Source organism: Selenomonas sp. FOBRC9 (assembly GCF_000287655.1).
In the GTDB taxonomy this organism is placed as follows: Bacteria; Bacillota; Negativicutes; order Selenomonadales; family Selenomonadaceae; genus Centipeda; species Centipeda artemidis.
This window is the reverse complement of sequence record NZ_ALJR01000009.1, coordinates 1-19141: the sequence shown is the minus strand read 5'-3', so window position 1 is coordinate 19141 and position 19141 is coordinate 1. Positions and strand designations below refer to the sequence as shown.

Annotated in this window: 17 protein-coding genes and 1 tRNA gene; all 18 read right to left on the bottom strand. The window is 58.3% G+C overall.

Features of this window, described 5'->3' with window-relative positions:
• Nucleotides 1-6: 6 nt before the first annotated feature.
• Nucleotides 7-891 carry an acetylglutamate kinase gene (gene argB, locus HMPREF1147_RS02360; RefSeq protein WP_009657540.1) on the bottom strand — a complete coding sequence of 295 codons (885 nt, stop codon included), beginning with the start codon at nucleotides 889-891 and terminating at the stop codon, nucleotides 7-9.
• Between the two features lie 12 nt (nucleotides 892-903).
• On the bottom strand, nucleotides 904-2115 hold the full coding sequence (gene argJ, locus HMPREF1147_RS02355) for a bifunctional glutamate N-acetyltransferase/amino-acid acetyltransferase ArgJ (RefSeq protein ID WP_009657558.1): 1212 nt from the start codon (nucleotides 2113-2115) through the stop codon (nucleotides 904-906).
• A gap of 19 nt (nucleotides 2116-2134) precedes the next feature.
• Nucleotides 2135-3169 carry an N-acetyl-gamma-glutamyl-phosphate reductase gene (gene argC, locus HMPREF1147_RS02350; RefSeq protein ID WP_009657553.1) on the bottom strand — a complete coding sequence of 345 codons (1035 nt, stop codon included), beginning with the start codon at nucleotides 3167-3169 and terminating at the stop codon, nucleotides 2135-2137.
• A gap of 169 nt (nucleotides 3170-3338) precedes the next feature.
• Nucleotides 3339-4280, bottom strand: a complete 942-nt coding sequence (thrB, locus tag HMPREF1147_RS02345; protein WP_009657541.1) for a homoserine kinase — start codon at nucleotides 4278-4280, stop codon at nucleotides 3339-3341.
• Complete coding sequence (locus HMPREF1147_RS02340; RefSeq protein WP_009438501.1) at nucleotides 4277-5581, bottom strand: homoserine dehydrogenase; 1305 nt, start codon at nucleotides 5579-5581, stop codon at nucleotides 4277-4279. Before HMPREF1147_RS02340 ends, thrB begins: the two co-directional genes overlap by 4 nt.
• A 19-nt stretch (nucleotides 5582-5600) precedes the next feature.
• The gene (locus HMPREF1147_RS02335; RefSeq protein ID WP_009438380.1) at nucleotides 5601-6047 is read right to left on the bottom strand and encodes an ACT domain-containing protein; all 447 of its coding nucleotides are present in this window, start codon (nucleotides 6045-6047) and stop codon (nucleotides 5601-5603) included.
• 87 nt (nucleotides 6048-6134) lie between these two features.
• Nucleotides 6135-8363: a bifunctional (p)ppGpp synthetase/guanosine-3',5'-bis(diphosphate) 3'-pyrophosphohydrolase gene (locus tag HMPREF1147_RS02330; RefSeq protein ID WP_009348634.1), complete on the bottom strand. Its 2229-nt coding sequence runs from the start codon at nucleotides 8361-8363 to the stop codon at nucleotides 6135-6137.
• On the bottom strand, nucleotides 8353-10341 hold the full coding sequence (gene recJ / locus HMPREF1147_RS02325) for a single-stranded-DNA-specific exonuclease RecJ (RefSeq protein ID WP_009438494.1): 1989 nt from the start codon (nucleotides 10339-10341) through the stop codon (nucleotides 8353-8355). The genes HMPREF1147_RS02330 and recJ overlap by 11 nt, the downstream gene beginning before the upstream one ends.
• Before the next feature lie 66 nt (nucleotides 10342-10407).
• Nucleotides 10408-11334, bottom strand: coding sequence for a protein translocase subunit SecF (gene secF, locus HMPREF1147_RS02320; RefSeq protein WP_009348632.1), 927 nt, complete (start codon nucleotides 11332-11334; stop codon nucleotides 10408-10410).
• Nucleotides 11327-12556 (bottom strand): protein translocase subunit SecD, encoded by a 1230-nt coding sequence (secD, locus tag HMPREF1147_RS02315; protein WP_037351041.1) that lies wholly within the window; start codon nucleotides 12554-12556, stop codon nucleotides 11327-11329. The genes secF and secD overlap by 8 nt, the downstream gene beginning before the upstream one ends.
• A 33-nt stretch (nucleotides 12557-12589) precedes the next feature.
• Nucleotides 12590-13228 (bottom strand): 5-formyltetrahydrofolate cyclo-ligase, encoded by a 639-nt coding sequence (locus HMPREF1147_RS02310; protein WP_009657557.1) that lies wholly within the window; start codon nucleotides 13226-13228, stop codon nucleotides 12590-12592.
• A 3-nt stretch (nucleotides 13229-13231) separates the two neighbouring features.
• Complete coding sequence (gene yajC, locus HMPREF1147_RS02305) at nucleotides 13232-13516, bottom strand: preprotein translocase subunit YajC (protein WP_009657554.1); 285 nt, start codon at nucleotides 13514-13516, stop codon at nucleotides 13232-13234.
• A 21-nt stretch (nucleotides 13517-13537) separates the two neighbouring features.
• Entirely contained in the window at nucleotides 13538-14662 is a 1125-nt protein-coding gene (tgt, locus tag HMPREF1147_RS02300) for a tRNA guanosine(34) transglycosylase Tgt (protein ID WP_009657547.1), read from the bottom strand.
• Between the two features lie 68 nt (nucleotides 14663-14730).
• A complete protein-coding gene (locus HMPREF1147_RS02295) occupies nucleotides 14731-15591 on the bottom strand; it encodes a shikimate dehydrogenase (RefSeq protein WP_009657542.1) in 861 nt (286 codons plus the stop codon).
• 8 nt (nucleotides 15592-15599) lie between these two features.
• The gene (locus HMPREF1147_RS02290; protein WP_009657545.1) at nucleotides 15600-17057 is read right to left on the bottom strand and encodes a nicotinate phosphoribosyltransferase; all 1458 of its coding nucleotides are present in this window, start codon (nucleotides 17055-17057) and stop codon (nucleotides 15600-15602) included.
• 144 nt (nucleotides 17058-17201) lie between these two features.
• A complete protein-coding gene (gene amrA / locus HMPREF1147_RS02285) occupies nucleotides 17202-18599 on the bottom strand; it encodes an AmmeMemoRadiSam system protein A (protein WP_050992861.1) in 1398 nt (465 codons plus the stop codon).
• 80 nt (nucleotides 18600-18679) lie between these two features.
• Nucleotides 18680-18764, bottom strand: a tRNA-Leu gene (locus HMPREF1147_RS02280).
• 116 nt (nucleotides 18765-18880) lie between these two features.
• The coding region (locus tag HMPREF1147_RS11875) for an IS30 family transposase (RefSeq protein WP_156791292.1) at nucleotides 18881-19141 on the bottom strand (261 nt) is incomplete at its 5' end.

The following is a 19141-nucleotide window of genomic DNA, read 5'->3' as shown; positions in this document are numbered from 1 at the left end:
TCCCTCCTACGGAAGCACCATCGTTCCGATGCCGTGCGACGTGAAAATCTCCAAAATAATCGAATGCGCAAGACGCCCGTCGACGATGTGTGTCTTATGTGCGCCCGCCTCGAGCGCCCGCAGACAGGCTTCCACCTTTGGAATCATGCCGCCTGCGATGACGCCGCTGCGGATATATTCCCGCGCCTGTGCGAAATGCAGCTGCGAGATCAGGCTGCTGCGGTCAGCAAAATCCCGATAGACGCCCTCCACATCCGTGAGGAGCAGCAGTTTCTCCGCGTGAAGCGCGCCCGCGATCTCCGCAGCAACATCGTCCGCGTTGATGTTGTAGCTCTCGCCGCTTTCACCCATGCCGATGGGAGAAATAACGGGAACATAGCCGCAGTTTAGGAGGTCGATGATGATACCGGTATTGATTGCCGCGACCTCACCGACCAAGCCGATGTCCACCGAGCGCGCCGTACCCTCCTCATAGACGACCGCATTTTTCCTGCGCGCGCGGATGAGCCCCGCATCCTTCCCGCTGAGACCAACGGCGCGCACACCGCGCAGATTGAGTAGGCTCACGATCTCGGAGTTTAGTTTGCCGACGAGCACCATTTCGGCGATTTCCACCGTTTCCTCGTCCGTCACGCGCAGCCCCGAAACGAACATCGTCTCCTTGCCGACTTTTTTGAGGAACTCCGTGATCTCGGGTCCGCCGCCGTGCACGAGGATGGGGCGGATGCCGACGTATTTCATCAGCGCCACATCGCGCATGACATTTTCCTTCAATGTTTCGTCGATCATGGCGTTGCCGCCGTATTTGACAACGACAGTCGTCCCGTAGAACTCCTGGATATAGGGAAGCGCGTCAACGAGAATCTCGGCCTTGTCCTTATCGGAAAACATACGCCGCCTCCTTTAGGTATGATATTCTCCGTTGATCTTCACATATTCGTAGGAGAAATCGCACGTCCACACCTTTGCCTCGACATCGCCGTCGTTCAAATCGATTTCAATCACAATATCATGTCCGCTCATGACCGCATGCAGCGCCTCCGCATCATACGGCACACCGACACCGCCCACATAAACGGGAATGCCGCCGAACTTCACCGTCGTACGATCCGGATTCATCGGCACGCCCGCATAACCGACGGCGCAGATGACGCGCCCCCAATTTGGGTCTTCGCCGAAGAACGCCGTCTTGACCAGCGGACTGTTCGCAACGCTCATGCCAACCGTCTTGGCATCCACAAAGGAACGTGCGCCGACAACATCGATCGTGAGGAACTTCGTCGCGCCCTCACCGTCCGCCGCGATCTTTTCTGAAATGCCTTGACACAGTGCGAGCAGAGTTCCCTTGAACGCTTCGTAATCAGCGTTTTTCTCCGCAATCTTCGGATTGCCCGCCGCGCCGTTCGCAAGGATGATCGCCATGTCGTTCGTACTCATGTCGCCGTCAATCGAAATCATATTGAGACTGTGCTCCATGACCTCCGAGAGGGCTTCCTGCAGGAGCAAGGCGTCAATATCGGCGTCCGTCGTAATGAAGCAAAGCACCGTCGCCATATCGGGACGGATCATCCCCGAGCCCTTCGCGATGATGCCGAGCCGCACCTCCGTCCCGCCGAGCACAACGGTCGCAGTCCCCGCCTTCGAATAGGTGTCGGTCGTGAGAATGGCATTGCCCGCATCGGGACTGCCGGTCGGCGAGAGTACCTGCGCTGCGGCGTGAATCCCAAGCTCCACCTTATCCATCGGGAGCAGCTTCCCGATGATGCCCGTCGATGCAACAACGACATCCTGCGCCGTGCAGCCGAGCGCGTCGGCGGTGATCTGCTGCATGGCGGCGGCATCCTCCTCGCCCTGCGCGCCCGTGCAGGCGTTGGCGCAGCCGGAATTGGCAATAATGGCGTGTGCCGTGTGCGTTGCGACAACTTTTTTCGAAACCCCGACGGGCGCCGCAGCGACCGCGTTTTTTGTAAACGTGCCGGCAACGGCGGCTTCCTTTTCCGTATAAATGAGCGCAACGTCGGGATTGCCGCTCTTTTTCAGTCCCGCCTTCACGCCTGCGGCGAGAAATCCTTTCGGATAGGTAATTCCTGCTTTTGCACTTGCTTCACTGAACATAATGATTTCCTCCATTTACTTACGGGTACATCGGCACGAGGTCAAGCCCCATGTGCTCGTCGAGCCCCATGATGATATTCATATTTTGGATCGCCTGTCCCGCCGCGCCCTTGACAAGATTGTCAATCGCCGAGAACACGATCACGCGGTGCGTGCGGGGATCATAATGCCACGCAATATCGCAGTAATTCGTCCCACGCACATATTTCACGGCAGGGTACACACCGCGCCCTCTGAGTCTGATAAAGTATTCGTCCGCATACAGAGCTTCGAACGCCGCGTCGATCCGCTCCTCCGTCACGCCTGCGACAGGTGCCGCATAACAGGTGGCAAGGATGCCGCGCGAGATCGGCGCAAGGTGCGGTGTAAAGCTGACGGTGACAATCTCGCCCGCCTGCACGGAAAGCGCCTGCTCGATCTCCGGCGTGTGTCGGTGACGTACGGCGCCGTATGCCGTGAAATTATCGTAGAACTCCGGAAAATGCGTGCTCTCCTTCGGCGCGCGCCCTGCACCCGACACGCCGGAAACAGCGTCGATGATGATGGAATCCGGTACAATCAAATGGGCTTTGACGAGCGGCGCGAGCGCCAAAATGCTCGCCGTCGTATAACAGCCCGCATTTCCGACGATACGCGCGTGTGCAATGTCACTTCGGTACAGCTCCGAGAGCCCATACGCCCGCTCCGCTTCGGGATCCGTATGCGCCCTCCCGTACCATGCCTCATACACCGTCGTATCGTCGAAGCGATAGTCCGCGCCAAGATCGATGATGCGTACGGGAAGTCCTGCCGCCGCTTGAACAATCTTCATCGCATGACCGTGCGGCAGTGCGATGAACAGCACATCGCTGTCTGCGGCGATCTCCCTGACGCGTTCGATCGACTCCAATTCATTCTCATAAATATTCATCAAATGTGGACAGCATTCTGAGATGTGATCCCCCGTGTGACGTTCCGAAGTCATATACACAATCTCCGCCGCCGGATGTCGGTGAAGGAGACGAATCAATTCTTCTCCCGCGTATCCCGTCGCGCCGATAATGCTGGCTCTCATCTTGTCTCCTCCTGTCCTCTGTAAAAGATTTTATAAATATACATCTTTTTCGTATATTTTTCAAGTACTTTTTGAAAAATATACAAAAAATTAGGCTGCCGCACTGATATATGCAGCAGCCCTGATTCGTACCGGGATAAAATATATTTTGGAAGACAGGCTATTTTATTTAATTCGCCGACCTATCGTTAACAATACGAGCCCCCTTGGTATCAAGCCGCAGGAACAGGGGGCGTGCCTGAACGCCATGGTCGCGGAACGCGGAACGCATAGCATCGGCAACAGCATCCGTACATCTCCGCCGCTCGGGGACAAAAGCGATAAGACAAGGGCCTGCGCCGCTGAGTGCCGCACCGTATGCGCCCGCCCGTTTTGCCGCCGCGAAAACGTCGAACATACCGGGAATCAGCTCCGCGCGGTAATTCTGATGCAGCGCATCCTCAAACGCATGATCAAGGAACTTCTCCGCCCCACGCGCAAGCGCTGCGACCATCATGCCCGCATGGCTGATGTTGAAAATCGCGTCCTTCATTAGAATTTCGACCGGCAGTACCTGACGTGCAGATTTGGTCGAGAGGTAAAAATTCGGCACCATAATGACAAACCGCATAAAGATACGCGGCAAAAAGGAAAAGCAATCCACCACACCATTCGTGACGGTGTTGACGGTAAATCCGCCGTAGATCGCAGGCGCAACGTTATCGGGATGTCCTTCCATGTCGGTCGCGAACTGGAGCAGTTCATGCCTGTTGAACCGATTATCAAGAATGGCATTCGCTGCCTTGAGCCCAGCGACAATCGCCGTGGCACTGCTGCCAAGTCCTCGGGACAGAGGAATGCGGTTGTTCATATGGATCTTTGCCCCACGGAACTCATCATTGCAGCCCGCTCTCTCCAAAAGATACCGGACAGATTTCCACACGATGTTCCGTTCGTCGGCAGGAATATGCGACGCGCCCTCGCCGCGCGCGGTGATCTCAACACCCGGTGCCCGGGTCAGCGTGAGCGTAGTCTCGTTGTAAAGGGTACAGGCAATGCCGAACGCGTCAAAACCGGGACCGAGGTTCGCACTCGTTGCAGGAACGCGTACCCGGACGGTTCTCTCGCTCATAACGTGTCCTCCCTGCCGTCTGCAACACGGATCAGGCTGCGCACCTCACGCACAACGGGGAGCACTTCGAGCGACTTGACTGCGGCGGATGCCGCTGCATGTGGTACGACATGCGTGACGGCGACAATCTCCGCGTGTCCGTCCTCCGTACGCCGTGCCTGAATGACTGATTTTAGACTGACGTCCGCGCGTCCAAATGTCGCTGCGATCTCGCCGAGCACGCCCGGTTCGTCAGCGACGACGAGACGCAGATAATAGGAGGACTTCGTCTTTTCAAGCGGGCAAAGTTTTTTCTTTTCGCCGATCTTATATTTCATGCGCCCCGTCGTACCGGATACAATGTCGCGCACAATCTCAATGATGTCGGAGGTGACAGCCGACGCGGTCGGCAGAGAGCCTGCGCCGCGCCCGTAGAACATGACGTCGCCGATCACGTTGCCGCGCACAAAGATGGCGTTGAACACGCCGCTGACCGATCCGAGCGGATGCGTCTGCGGCAGGAACACGGGATGCACGCGGATGTCGAGTCCATCCTCAGTGTCGCGTCCCACGGCGAGCAGCTTAATCACATAGCCGAGATTCAGTCCGTACTCGATGTCGTCCTCCGTGATATGCGAAATCCCCTCGACCGAAACGTCTTTGAATCCGACGACCGTGTCAAATGCAAGCGATGCAAGGATCGCCGCCTTGCGCGCTGCGTCGAGTCCGTCCACATCTGCCGATGGATTTGCCTCGGCATAGCCCTTCTCCTGCGCGCGGCGCAGTACGGCGTCGTAGCTGATATGCTTCTCCGTCATCTTCGTCAGCATGTAGTTCGTCGTACCGTTGACGACACCCATGACCTCCGTGATGCGGTTGGCGGTAAGACATTCCTTGAGCGGCTTGATAATGGGGATGCCTCCGCCGACGCTTGCCTCATAGAGGAAATCAACACCGTTCTCGTCTGCCGCAGCATACAGTTCGCTCAGATGCTCGGCGATGACGTCCTTATTCGCCGTGACGATATGCTTTCCCGCCGCCATGGCGCGCATCATGTAGTCCTTTGCCGGCGTCCGTCCGCCCATGACCTCGACGACGACGGCGATCTCCGGATCGTTCAGGATTTCTTCAAAATTATCCGTTAAGGTGAGCCCCTCAAGTGCGGGACGATATTTTTTCGCATCGCGCACGAGAACTTTTTTGATCTCGATGGCGGCACCCGCACGCCCTGTGATGATGTCCGCATTCATTGAAAGCGTCTCAACGACGCCGGAGCCGACCGTCCCCGCGCCTAAGAGAGCAATTTTAATTGTTTGACTCACAGATTCCCTTCCTTCCCCGTTATGATTGCGCAACAACCTCGAGCCGCTTGACGCCCTGCACCGCTTCAATCTTTTTCAGCAGCTCTTCCAGATCCCCTTTGAGGTTCAGTGTTTCAAGCGTGATATGAGCGGATGCCGCCCCCTGCGAGGGCAGACTTTGGTTGATCGTCAGGATATTTCCGCCTTCTTCGGCAATCACCTGCAGCACCTCCTGCAGCGTGCCGCGCCTGTGCTGCAGCAATACGGCAAGTGTAATGATCTTATCACGTGCCGCTTCAAAGAACGGATATACATAGTCCTTATATTTATAGTAAGCGCTGCGGCTGATGTTTGCCTTGGCGACAGCTTCGTTGACGGTCAGTACTTCCCCGCGGTGAATGAGCTCTTTGGCGAGAATGGTCTTTCTGATGGATTTCGGCAGAATCTCCTCACGCACGAGGTATACGCCTTTCATATCAATATCCACAATAATTCCTCCAGTGGATAAAAAGCCCCTTCCGGTAGACACGTCAAGTATATCATACACCGGTCAAATTACAAAATTAATTTGCGCTCACATATCTCCGTTCCCCTGCACTCCCGCAAGGGTACGCGTAACGCGATAAACGTCTTTGAGCTGACGTACACGCGTCATAACCTGCGAAATTTGGTCAATGTTGCTGACGTTCAGCCCGAGCAAGACGGTGGAGGTTTTATTGCGTCTGTTCGGCGTCGCGTTGACGGTATGGATGTTGACCTTCATTTCCGACGGTACGGCAAGGATCTCGGAGAGCATTCCGTTCCGATCGTTGCAGACGATCTCGATCCCGACAGTGTACTCCTTGTCAAGTCCGATGTCCCAGTCCACCTCGATCATGCGCGAGAATTCGGTATCATTGAGAACGTTCGGACAGTCCGAACGATGTACGGAGACGCCGCGCCCACGCGTGATGTAGCCCGTGATGGGATCGCCCGGAATCGGATTGCAGCAGCGTGCGAGTCGCACGAGATAACCGCCTTCCCCCTCGACAAGGACGCCGTGACTCGCTTTCTTTCGCTTGCCGCGCCGCGGGGTTCTGAGTTCGGAGAGGAGCTGCGATACCTCGGGCGGCGTTTCCGCCTGCACGGATTTGCGGTGCAGCTCGATAAGCTTTGTCATGATGCCCTGTAAGGTAACACCGCCGTAACCGAGCGATGCGAGGAGATCATCTTCGGTCTGCACGTTGAGCTTTTCGGCAACCTTTGCAAGCCGTCCGTCTGCGAATAATTCTTTTGGGCTGTAACCGAGCCGCTTCGCCTCGTCGCGGATGAGGTTCATCCCGCGATCGATATTCGCCTCACGGTTTTCCTTCTTGAACCATGCGCGGATCTTGCCGCGCGTCGCTGAGGATGCCACCGTGTTGAGCCAATCTGGACTCGGACCGCCGCTTGCCTTATTCGTGACGATCGACACGATGTCGCCGTTTTTGAGTTTATACTCAAGCGGAACAATCTTTCCATTGACCTTCGCGCCGACGCAGTGATGCCCGATCTCCGTATGGATGTGATAGGCAAAGTCGATCGGATTCGATCCTTTCGGCAGGTCGATGACGTCTCCGCGCGGGGTAAAGACAAACACCTCGTCGGAGAATACGTCGAGTTTCAGCGCTTCGAAAAATTCCTTTGGGTCGTCGTACTCCTTTTGCAGACTGACCATCTGCCGGAGCCACGACATCTTTTGATCCGCTGCACCGCCTGCACCGATGCTCTTTCCGGACTCCTTGTACTTCCAGTGCGCGGCGACGCCAAACTCGGACACACGGTGCATCGCATGCGTCCGAATCTGGATCTCGAGCGGATCTCCCTGCGTCATGACCGTTGTGTGCAGGGACTGGTAGCCGTTCGATTTTGGCATGGCGATATAGTCTTTGAATCGCCCCGGGATCGGCTTCCACATGGCGTGAATGACGCCGAGCACGCCGTAACAATCCTTGACCGAGGAGACGAGTACGCGCACGGCGGAAAGGTCGTAGATCTCGCTGACACTCTTGTTGTCACGTTTCATCTTACGATAGATGCTGTAAAAGTGCTTGGCGCGCCCTTTGATCTCCGCTTCGATTCCGGCATCCTCGAGTTTTTCCCGAATCTGACGAATGGAGTCCAAAATGAATGCCTGCCGCTCGCGGCGCTTATGTTTGACCTCCTCCACGAGGGCATAGTACGCGTCCGGCTCCAGGTAGCGCAGGCAGAGATCCTCCAGTTCGATCTTGATGTTCGATATGCCGAGCCGGTTTGCAAGCGGAGCATAAACCTCGAGCGTCTCGTGGGCGATGCGCTGACGCTTGTCCTCGCGCATGTATTTGAGCGTGCGCATGTTGTGGAGGCGGTCGGCGAGCTTGATCATGATGACGCGGATATCCTTTGCCATCGCGAGGAACATCTTACGATAGTTCTCGAGCTGTACGTCCTCCTTGGACATGTACTGAATCCGCCCGAGCTTTGTCACGCCGTCGATCAGCACCGCAATATTCTTGCCGAACAGTTCCTCCATCTCCTCGATGGTCGCGTGCGTGTCCTCGACGACATCGTGCAGAAGCGCCGCGCAGATCGTCTCATCGTCCATATGCAGCCCCGTGAGAATGTAGGCGACATGGAGCGGATGGATGATGTACGCCTCGCCGGAGATGCGCGCCTGCCCGCGGTGCGCCTTTTCGGCAAATTGGTAGGCACGTTCGATCTTTGCGGTATCAGCGTCCGGCTGATAGACACGTATCTTTTCGAGGATCATATCGAGGGTAATGTTTCCATGCGCTTCACTTGACATCTCCCGACACCTCTCTTTCCCAATACCTGCGGTACGTCGGCGCGTCCGTCAGTTCTATCTTTTTCTCCGCCGGAATCATCCGGCAGCCGCCGTCCGGCAGCGGCTCCAGCAGCCCAAGCTCATGGAATATATCGAGTGCACGCCCTAGGGTATAATGTGATATATGCCCCTCTGCGGCGCTGATCCGCCGCGTGAGCATGGGCAGCGCATAGGAGATATCTCCCGCGGGCGTCCGCAGTGCACCGAGCGTACGGTAGATGCGCCGCAGCAGTTCTCGATCCGGAAAGACGCGCTCACATGCGGCGGGCAGTATGCTATCTACCATACACTGTACGGAATATGTTCCCTGCCACTCGTTGATGCTCGGGACATATGCGATGTCCACGGACTCCTCCGCCAGCACCGCGGCGAGCTCCCCATGATTCCAGTAGAGTCCCGCGACGCGATGCTCGGGCGTTCCAAGCGCAAGGCGCAGATGCTTTCCCTCCGCACCGATGGCGTCGGCAGATGTGGGGCGCATGTCACGGCAGCCGAATACGGGACGCGGGTTTCCCATCCCGTATGGCTCGAGGAGGGCGAGTTCCTCGACGAGGGGAATCGTCCAGTCGGTCGGCGGAACAAGCGCTTCGATCCGCGTCTTTGGAATAAAATCCGAAGGATGCAGATGCTCCCGCACATACGCCGAGAATGCTGCGCGAAAATCCTCCAGCCGCTCCGGCAGAACGGACAGCCCCGCCGCCATCGCATGACCGCCGAACTGAATCAACGTCTCGCGGCACGCTGAGAGCGCGTCGTACATGTGCAGCCCCGCGATGCTCCGGCACGAGCCCTTGTAGACATTCTCCTGCCGCGTGAGCACGATACTCGGTCGGTAATAGGTCTCGACAAGGCGGGACGCGACGATACCGATCACACCCGCGTTCCAATCCTCACTCGCGACCACGATCGCAGGTACATCGGGCGTAAAATCCGCAAGACTCCGCTGCGCCTCGGTGAGAATCTCCTGCTCGAGGCCGCGCCGCTCGGTGTTGAGACCGTTCAGCTCTCCCGCGATGCGTGCTGCGTCCACCGCGTCCTCCGAGGAGAGCAGCGCGACGCCGTGCCGCGCCGTCTCGAGACGCCCGGCGGCATTGAGCCGCGGTGCGAGCTGAAAGCCGACATGCCCCGCATTGATCTTTTTATCCTCCAGTCCCGCAACGGAAATCAGCGCGCGGATACCGACACATGGATTTTCCGACATGACGCGCAGTCCCTGCCGCACAATTTTGCGGTTCTCCCCCGTGATGGGAACGAGATCCGCCACCGTCCCGAGTGCAGCAATGTCGAGGTCGTCCTCATAGAGACGCTGCGCCCGCCGCTGCCAAAGCGCCTGACAGAGCTTGAATGCGACGCCGACACCCGCGAGTTCCTTTTCCGGATAGGGACAGTCGGCGCGGTGCGGGTTGAGTACGGCAAGCGCGGGCGGCAGCTCCGTCCCGGGCAGATGATGATCTGTGACGATGATGTCGAGCACGCCGCGCATCTCCGCCACCGCCTCCACGGACGCGATGCCGCAGTCCACCGTGACGAGCAGCGCGCAACCCTCTTCGTGAATCTGCCGCAACGCGGGCAGGTTGATGCCGTAGCCTTCCGTAAATCGATTTGGGATGTAGTACGAGACATCACCGCCGAGCGCGCGGATATTTTTCGTCAGGAGCGTCGTCGAGGTCATACCGTCCACATCATAGTCGCCGTAGACCACGATCGGCACGTGTCTCTCGATCGCGTCGAGAATGCGTGCGGCGGCAATCTCCATGTCCGCCATGAGGAACGGGTCGTGAAACGGCGCTTCCTCGGGATGCAGGAACGCATCGGCAGCGTCGGGTGTACGGATGCCGCGATGCCATAGAATCTGTGCGACGAGCGGCGCGACCCCCGCAGTACGCGCAAACGCATCTGCCTCCGCAGCCGGCTCCTCTATGATCCATTCTTTCAGCATGGACGTCCCCCGTTCCCATAACGCAAAAGAGCCCGCTCCAATGAAAAGCAGGCTCTCCCTTCTTTATTAGACCTCCGCGGCAACCGCCTTTGCCTTTGGCGCGGCAGGTCTCCGCTCCGTACGGTTGCGCAGCTCAATCCAGATTTGGCTCGCAATGAAAATCGAAGAATAACATCCGACCGCAAATCCAACGAGCAGCGCGAATGCGAAGTCCTTCGTCGTCTCGCCGCCGAACCAGTACAGCGCCGCCGTTGTGAACAGAACGGTGAAGACCGTGTAGAGCGAGCGTGTAAGCGTCTGATAGATGGAACGGTTGACGAGCTCGTCCACATCGCCGCCGCGGCGGAAATGCAGCTTTAGATTCTCGCGGATGCGGTCAAAGATCACGATGGTATCGTTGATCGAGTAGCCGACGATCGTCAGCAGCGCCGCGATGAACGACGAATCGATCTGCCGCTGTGTCAGTGAGAACACCGCCAGCACGATGATGATGTCGTGCACCAGCGCAAGCACCGCCGAGACGCCGAAGCGCCATTCGAAGCGGTACGCGACATAGAGGATGATGAGCGCCCACGAGATGACGAGCGCGAGCACGGCATTCGTGATCAGCTCGCCGCCGATGGTTGCGCCGACTTTCTCCTCGCGCAGCACCGTGTAGGGACCGACATCCTGCGCGAGCGCAGCCATCACCTCTTTGCGTTGATTTTCCTCGAGATCCACCGTGCGGATCATAGCGTTCTCCGAGGACTCCACGCCCGACTCTGTCCCAGAGAGCTGGATCGTGCTGTTGTCGAGGTCGTACTTTGCGAGACTCGTGCGAATATCGGCGAGCGTCACGGGATGCTCAAAGTGCAGATCGATGATCGTGCCGCCCGTGAAATCAATGCCGAAGTTAAAGCCGCGCACGCCCATGCAGATGAAGCCGGGGATGATCAAAATGAGCGAGATGAGGAAGAATATTCTCCGATGCCCCGCAATATCAAACTTAGGCATTCTTCTCATCTCCCTTCTTCACGGCAAGCATAAATCCGTTCGCGCCGTACATCGCCGGATTTTCGGAAATCTTAGCGTTGATCATCAGCTTGAGCAGATACTGTGTCAGCGTAATCGCCGTGAACATCGACAGGATCGTACCGACGCCGAGCGTGATTGCAAAGCCGCGAATCGTTCCCGTACCAAGGAAGAACAGGACACCGGCCGCGATGAGCGTCGTGACGTTCGAATCAAAAATCGTCGTGAATGCGCGCTTAAATCCCGCGTCCATCGCAAGGCGCAGCGATTTGTGCTGCACTTGGTACTCCTCTTTGAAATGCTCAAAGATCAGCACGTTCGCATCGACCGCCATACCAATGGAGAGGATGATGCCCGCCACGCCCGGGAGCGTCAGGGTCGCATCCATCAGATAGAGAATGCCGAGCAACAGGATCGTGTATGCCATGAGCGCCACATCCGCGATAAATCCCGACAGATGATAGAACAGTATCATGAAAAGGACGACTGCGCCGAGACCGACGGCAAATGCGAACTCCGATTTATCCTTCGAATCCTGTCCGAGCGTCGGACCGACGGTGCGCGTCTCGATGATCTCCACCTTGACCGGGAGCGCGCCGCTGCGCAGGACGACTGCGAGGTTCTGTGCCTCCTCGAGCGTCTTTTGCCCCGTGATCTCCGCGCGCCCGCCGAGAATCGGCTCGCGGACGTTCGGCGCGGTCAGCACCTCGCCGTCGAGCAGGATGGCGATCGTACGCCCGACGTTGCGCATCGTGAGATCGGCAAATTTCTGCGCGCCCTCGTCGGAGAACTCGAGATTGACGACGTTCTGTCCCGTCTGCGGATTCGTCGACGCCTGCGCGTCCTTGAGATCCGTTCCCGTCAGCACCGTATTGCCGTCCTCGTCACGGAACTCGAGCATCGCCGTCTTGCCGATCGTACGGATCGCAGCGTCGGGGTCTTTGATGCCCGGCAGTTCGATGATGACGCGCCGCTCGCCCTCGCGCTGAATGATCGGCTCGGTCAGACCGAGCGAGTTGACGCGCTTTTCCATAATTGCCACAACGCGGTTCATCGCATCGTCATTGACCTGTGCCTGCTCCGTGTCCACGGCTTCGAGCACAACGTGCGTGCCGCCCTGGAGATCCAGCCCCTGGCGAATCGAACTCGCGAGCGGCTGAACGAATGCAAAGAACACGCCGATAATGACGGCGACCGCGATCACGAGCTTGAGCAAACTATGTTGTCTCAATCGTCCTCACACCTCTTCCTCAAAGGTCTTATCATACCGCCCCCTGTACGGGCGCAGAAAGCGCCGCTCCGTCAGGATGCAGTCCACATAAGCGTCGTGTGACGCCATCGGAATCCTCGGAATCACTTGAAAATCATAGGCAAGCGCAAGCCGCAGCGCGTGCACTGCCCGCGGCAGAAACCGATCGTAATATCCGCCGCCAAGCCCCAGCCGACCACCGTCCTCGGCAAACGCCGCACCGGGTACAATAACGACATCAATCTCCTCGGGCAAAACGAGCGCACTTTGTGCAGGGTCGGGCGCTAAAATCCCGTATGCCCCCTCGACGAGCTCTTCGATGGTAAGAACCAGACGCGCTTCAATATGCCCCTTCTCCACAATATACGGAAGGGCAATACGCTTACCCGCACGGAGAAATGCCTCCATCAACGGAAATAGGTCAAGTTCCTCCTGCGTCGATGCATAGAGCATAACGGTCGCGGCTTCCCGCACCTCCGGCTGCTCCATCGTGCGTGCCCTGACGATCTTGGAGGCGCGTCTACGCTCCTCTGTCGGCAACGCCCTGCGATGCTCCAGCAGCTCCCTCCGGAGCGTGCGCTTTTGTTCCCGCAGGAGCGCAAGATTCTCACCCGTCTCCGCGGACATGAATCACTCCTGCGTCTCGGAAACGACCGCGCTGATTGCCGAGCGTTCGAACACGATGTCAACGCCCTCTGCGGCACGCAGCGTCACCGTCTTTTCATCCAGCGCCGTGATCGTCCCGTGCATGCCGCCGAGCGTCACCACAGCGTTGCCAACAGCGAGACGACTGAGCATCTCCTCCCGCTTTTTCTGCGCCTGCTTCTGCGGACGGTACAGCAGGAAGTAGAAGAAGACCACCAAAATAACAATGGGTCCCCAAGAACTGAGCTGTGCCATCATCTGTTCATCCATAAATACAACTCCTTCATCATATTATCCGTTTTTTCGATAGTGTTCCATCACGCTGCGATAAAACGCGGGGAATGCCCCGTCTATGATCGCCGCGCGCATCCGCCGCATGAACTCTTGCAAAAAGTAGAGATTGTGCAGCGTCAATAGACGCAGCCCGAAGATTTCCTGCGCACGGACGAGGTGGCGGATATACGCCCTCGTATAACCGTTTCGGCAGGCATAGCAGCCGCAGCCTTCTTCGAGGATTTCGTGCGCGTGGGTGTGCTCCGCATTTTTCATCACAAGCCGCCCCGTCCACGTCATCGCCATGCCGTTGCGTGCAACGCGCGTCGGGAACACGCAGTCAAACATGTCGATGCCGTGCCGCACGCCCGTGAGCAGATAGTCCGGCGTGCCGACGCCCATGAGATAGCGCGGTTTGCCCGCGGGCAGGAGCTGCGCCGTATAGGAAAGAATCTCCTCCATCAGCTCATGCGGCTCGCCGACACTCAGCCCGCCGATCGCGTAGCCGGGCAGGTCGAGCTCCGCCACCTCTGCCGCATGGCGCGCGCGCAGATCGCGGTACATGCCGCCCTGCACGATGCCAAAGAGCCCCTGCCCCTCGGCGCCTGCCATCGCCGCCTTACAGCGTACGAGCCAGCGCTGCGTCCGCTCCGTCGACGCCTTTGCGTAGTCGTGATCCGCAGGATACGGGATGCACTCGTCGAACGCCATCACGATGTCCGAACCGAGACATCTCTGCACCTGCATCGAGACCTCGGGTGAGAGGAATTTTTTCGAGCCGTCGATGTGCGAGCGGAACGCGACGCCCTCCTCGGTGATCTTGCGCAGATCGCCGAGACTGAACACCTGAAACCCGCCGCTGTCCGTGAGGATCGCGCCCTCCCAATGCATGAATCGATGCAGACCGCCCGCCTCGCGTACAAGCTCCGCCCCGGGGCGCAGGAAAAGATGATAGGTATTGCCGAGGATGATGCCCGCTCCGAGATCGCGCAGCTCGTCGGGGGAGACGCCCTTCACCGTCGCCTGCGTGCCGACGGGCATGAAGATCGGCGTCGGATAGCTGCCGTGCGGCGTATGGAGCACGCCTGCGCGCGCACCGGTCGTCTCATCCTGCCGAACGAGTTCATAGGTAATCGCCGCCAACGACGCACCGCCCTTCTCAAAACATCACATATCATAACACAAAAGCGAAAGATTTTCAAAATACAAAACTATGCACGCCGATCAAGCGCCTCCCGCAGCACACGCCGCATACATAAAAGGTCGGGGCGCACGCCCGTCCACAGGAAAAACGCCTCCGCCCCCTGCGCCGCGAGCATCGTCTCACCGTTCACACACCGATGCCCGTGCCGCGCCGCTTCGCGCAAAAAGCGCGTCTCGGCAGGCGTATAGATGAGGTCATAGACAAATGCCGCAGGATGCACAACCGCCCAGTCCACGGGCGGCATCTCCTCCGGATGCGGCGACATGCCGAGCGGCGTCGTCTGCACGAGGACATCGGCAGAGCCCAGTCGCGCCCGGAACGCGGCGTCGTCAAAGCGAAATGCCCGCACATCGCCGTCCGCCGCAAAATCCGCGCACAGTTTCTCTCCTTTAACAAGATTGCGCACACCGATACTGACCTGCGCCGCACCCGCACGCAGAAGCCCGCAGAGTACCGCGCGCGCCGCGCCGCCCGCACCGAAGACGACCGCATGTGCGCCGCGCAGAGAGACGCCGCACGCCGTAAAGCCTGCCAAAAATCCCGCGGTATCCGTATTATGCCCCGTGAGACGCCCGTCCGCGCCGACAACCACAGTATTGACCGCGCCGATACGCCGCGCGTCCTCATCTAACGTATCGAGCACTGCGATGATCTCCGTCTTGAATGGGATCGTCACGTTAAACCCGCAAAACCCCGCATCGCGCAGTCCTAGAACCGCGCTCCGCAGGGCCTCCCTCTTCACCGGGAGCGCGACGTACACATAGTCCAGCCCCGCTGCGCGCAGCGCCGCATTTTGCAGCACGGGCGAGAGCGAGTGCTCGATGGGCGCGCCGAGCACGCCGAGGAGCTTCGTCCGTCCTGTAATCATCGCTTCTCCTAACTGTGCTTTCCGCGTACCTCTTCGAGCAGACTCATCTTGAGATCGTAATAATCGGGCGTCATATCGAGATAATGCCGATGCGGGTTCTCAAACCGCTGCTCCTCCTGCCATATTTCACGCTCGAGCTGCGCTCTGACATAGGCACGTATCTCGTCGAGCGTCGGAAGTTCCTCCGCGCGCCGCCCCCCCTTTACATAGAGGCGGCGGATATTCCGCGCCGTAAAGCCCTCAAAGAAGCGGTTTTTCCACGGCTTTTGCGGATCGACATAGCGGAATGGACGCGTGAGATCGACGGGCTCTCCGTGAATCGCAATCATGTCCGCGACCGCGTTGCCCTCCTTGTCGTATACGCGATAGAGATCCTTGAGCCCCGGATTCGTCAGTTTTTCCACATTCTCCGACATCTTGATGCGCGGGACGAACGCCCCATCGCGCTCCACAGCGACGAGCTTATAGACCGCGCCGAACACAGGATCGGACTTTGCCGTGATCAGACGCTCGCCGACGCCGAAGCTGTCCACCTGCGCCCCTTGGAGGAGAAGGGACGAGATCGTCCACTCGTCGAGACTGTTCGAGAGGATGATCTTGCAGTCACGCAGTCCCGCTTCGTCAAGCGCGGTGCGCACGCGTTTGGAAAGATAGGCAAGGTCGCCCGAATCGATACGGACGCCTGCGAGACGCCGCCCCTGCGTTTCGAGCACCTCATGCGCCGTACGGATCGCATTCGGCAGCCCCGAGTGCATCACATCGTAGGTGTCGATGAGGAGCACCGTCGCCTGCGGATAGGTCTCGGCATAATGCTTGAATGCCTCAAACTCATCCTCAAAAAACATGACCCAGCTGTGCGCCATCGTCCCCGACACCGGAATGCCGAACTGCTGCGCCGCCGAGACCGTCGCCGTCATATCGACGCCCCCGATGTACGCGGCACGTGCCCCGTACGTCGCGGCATCCATATTATGCGCGCGGCGTGCGCCGAAATCCGACACCATGCGCCCCTCCGCCGCACGCACAATGCGCGCCGCCTTCGTCGCGATCAGCGACTGATGGTTGATCTGTGCGAGGATCGCCGTCTCGAGGAGCTGCGCGTCAATCATCGGCGCCACGACCGTCAGGATCGGCTCGTCCGGATAGATGATCGTCCCCTCCGGCACAGCGTAGATGTCTCCGCGAAACCGGAAATTCCGCAGGAACTTCAAAAAATCTTCCGAAAAAAGATTCTGCGCACGGAAGAACGCAATATCCTCATCCGAAAACGAAAGGTTCTCCACGAACTCGATCACATGCTCAAGTCCTGCAAACACCGCATAGCCGCCCTTATCCGGCACCGATCGGAAGAAGAGATCGAACGCGACGCGGCGGTCGCCCCCTCCCTGCTCAAAATATCCGTAAGACATCGTCATCTCATAAAAATCCATCATCATGGACAGATTACGCTTGTCGAACTGCGTCATGGGAGAAACCTCCTTTATCGGGGCTGTAAAAAACGATATGAATAGTCTCGCCCATTATAACATTTCCCATGTCCGCACGCAAAAGAACTTTTTAGACACGATTGCTCCCCGTATTTTGTACGCGCGCCGCCGCAGCTCATCCGATCAGTGATGCCGCACAACCTTGAACCGTGCGATCGAGATTTTTTCCTTTGGCAGGATACGTCCCTTTTCGCGCGCGATCGTGACTTGCTCCTCCGCTGTATCGATACCCGCTAGATCAGGCAGGAGCAGTCCAAGGCGGCTGTCCGTCAGACTTTTGACAATGACGCCATAGATCTTTGGATCGAGCTCCGCCGCAGACGAGACAGGCTCGGGTGCGGTCAGCACATCCACACTGTAGACGAGACGCCCGAGCTCCCCCTCCTCGATGGGGTCAAACCGTCCGTCATGCGCCGCCGCGGACACCGCGTTGTAGAGGATCTCCTCGGCGACATTCTTCTGCGTCGGCACGAATGTCCCGATACAACCGCGCAGCTTCCCATATTTTTTGATAGAGACAAAGACGCCCGCCCGATTGTCCGTCAGTTCATGCGCTAAATCTTGCGGCAGATTTGCATAGCGATGCGCGCGAACATAGGTCTCGATGCTTGTCCGCGCGATCCGCACATACGCGTCCTCCGACGCACGCAGCCGGGCAATCGCCGCGTCCTCCGATGCCGCAAGCTGCGCACCGAAGTCATGCGACTCGTCCGCCCCCGTGACCGTGAACGACGCAACGGCATACCCCACGCCGAACGGCGCCCCATAACTGTGCAGCCGCGCCTCCATCGCCGTGCGGTCGAGCACACCCGCGAGCACCCAAAGACCGTTCAGCCCACAATGCCCCGCCTTCTCTGCAAAGTCCCCGGGAACTTGCAGGAGAGAGAGGAAATCTCCCGCGCCCATAAATGCAGTACAAAGTCCGTCGAACTCCGCCCCCTCAGATGCAAAACCGTTCGGCGTATCCGCCCTGAGTCGATGCGAGAGGTCGCCGCTCGCGATACAGATCGTCCTGCGCCCGAGCTTTGCCGCGGTCTCCGCAATACATTTCCCGAGCGCCGCGTGTGTCGCCGCAGGCAGCCCCGAGACTCCGATGCGAACAAATTTTGTCGGCGCATCGCCAAGGTACTCACTCAGAAAAACGAGCGGGATCATCGTCCCGTGATCGAGCGTCGTCTCCTTTTCCCCGATCGTCCCCGCCGGAACATCCTGCGCTGTCGCACACGCGGAAAGCGCGCGTACAAAGTCCTCGTCGTACTCAATGCCGACCGTCAGCTCCGGATGCCCAAACGCCCCGAAGTTTCCCTCCGCCCGCACACCCGGCGATATATGAAAATAGTCGCCGTAACACGTCGCGTGCGGACTGATAACGACGACCGTATCGGGGCGAAGCGCCGCCGCCGCGCGCATCGCCTCACGATACGCGCACGTCGTCTCCGCCACCTTGGACTCCGCCCCCGCCCCGATGGGCGGCAAAATCAGCGGCGGATGCGGCACAGCATAGGCGGCTAAAATCATCATGCACACTCCCCATATAAACAAAAAGCCGACTGCCTGCAGTCGGTTCAAAAACACTGAATACCTCAGCGAACAATATCATTTGGTGCGGATGAAGGGGGTCGAACCCATACGCCTTGCGGCACCGGATCCTAAGTCCGGCGCGTCTGCCAGTTCCGCCACATCCGCACAACGTTCATATTCTATCATAAGTGCAGAATTTCTGTCAAACAGGAATCCGGCGCTGCCGCATGGAACTATCCCCACCTAAATTGCAATAGCAAGTGGGACAAGTAGGGAAAAAGTTACGAGGCAGCGAATTGAGCAACATATGAATCGAAACGCTCTTTGGGTGTATCGTATCCGAGGATTTTCCTGGGGAGGTTATTCATCCAGTCCTCTACCTGTTGAATTGTGTCCGGCGTGAGGCAAGCAATATCGGTCCCCTTTGGGATAAAGCGTCGTACCATGCCGTTTTGGCGTTCATTAGTTCCGCGTTCACTTGGCGTATAAGGATGAGCGTAGTATACGGGAATATCCCCAAAGACTTCCTGGAGTTTACTGAA

Bases quoted from the DNA above. Each gene is read 5' to 3' on its own strand.
- argB (WP_009657540.1), bottom strand. From the start codon at position 891: ATGTTTTCCGATAAGGACAAGGCCGAGATTCTCGTTGACGCGCTTCCC.
- argJ (WP_009657558.1), bottom strand. From the start codon at position 2,115: ATGTTCAGTGAAGCAAGTGCAAAAGCAGGAATTACCTATCCGAAAGGA.
- argC (WP_009657553.1), bottom strand. From the start codon at position 3,169: ATGAGAGCCAGCATTATCGGCGCGACGGGATACGCGGGAGAAGAATTG.
- thrB (WP_009657541.1), bottom strand. From the start codon at position 4,280: ATGAGCGAGAGAACCGTCCGGGTACGCGTTCCTGCAACGAGTGCGAAC.
- HMPREF1147_RS02330 (WP_009348634.1), bottom strand. From the start codon at position 8,363: ATGTCAAGTGAAGCGCATGGAAACATTACCCTCGATATGATCCTCGAA.
- recJ (WP_009438494.1), bottom strand. From the start codon at position 10,341: ATGCTGAAAGAATGGATCATAGAGGAGCCGGCTGCGGAGGCAGATGCG.
- secF (WP_009348632.1), bottom strand. From the start codon at position 11,334: ATGCCTAAGTTTGATATTGCGGGGCATCGGAGAATATTCTTCCTCATC.
- HMPREF1147_RS02310 (WP_009657557.1), bottom strand. From the start codon at position 13,228: ATGTCCGCGGAGACGGGTGAGAATCTTGCGCTCCTGCGGGAACAAAAG.
- yajC (WP_009657554.1), bottom strand. From the start codon at position 13,516: ATGGATGAACAGATGATGGCACAGCTCAGTTCTTGGGGACCCATTGTT.
- HMPREF1147_RS02295 (WP_009657542.1), bottom strand. From the start codon at position 15,591: ATGATTACAGGACGGACGAAGCTCCTCGGCGTGCTCGGCGCGCCCATC.
- HMPREF1147_RS02290 (WP_009657545.1), bottom strand. From the start codon at position 17,057: ATGACGCAGTTCGACAAGCGTAATCTGTCCATGATGATGGATTTTTAT.
- amrA (WP_050992861.1), bottom strand. From the start codon at position 18,599: ATGATGATTTTAGCCGCCTATGCTGTGCCGCATCCGCCGCTGATTTTG.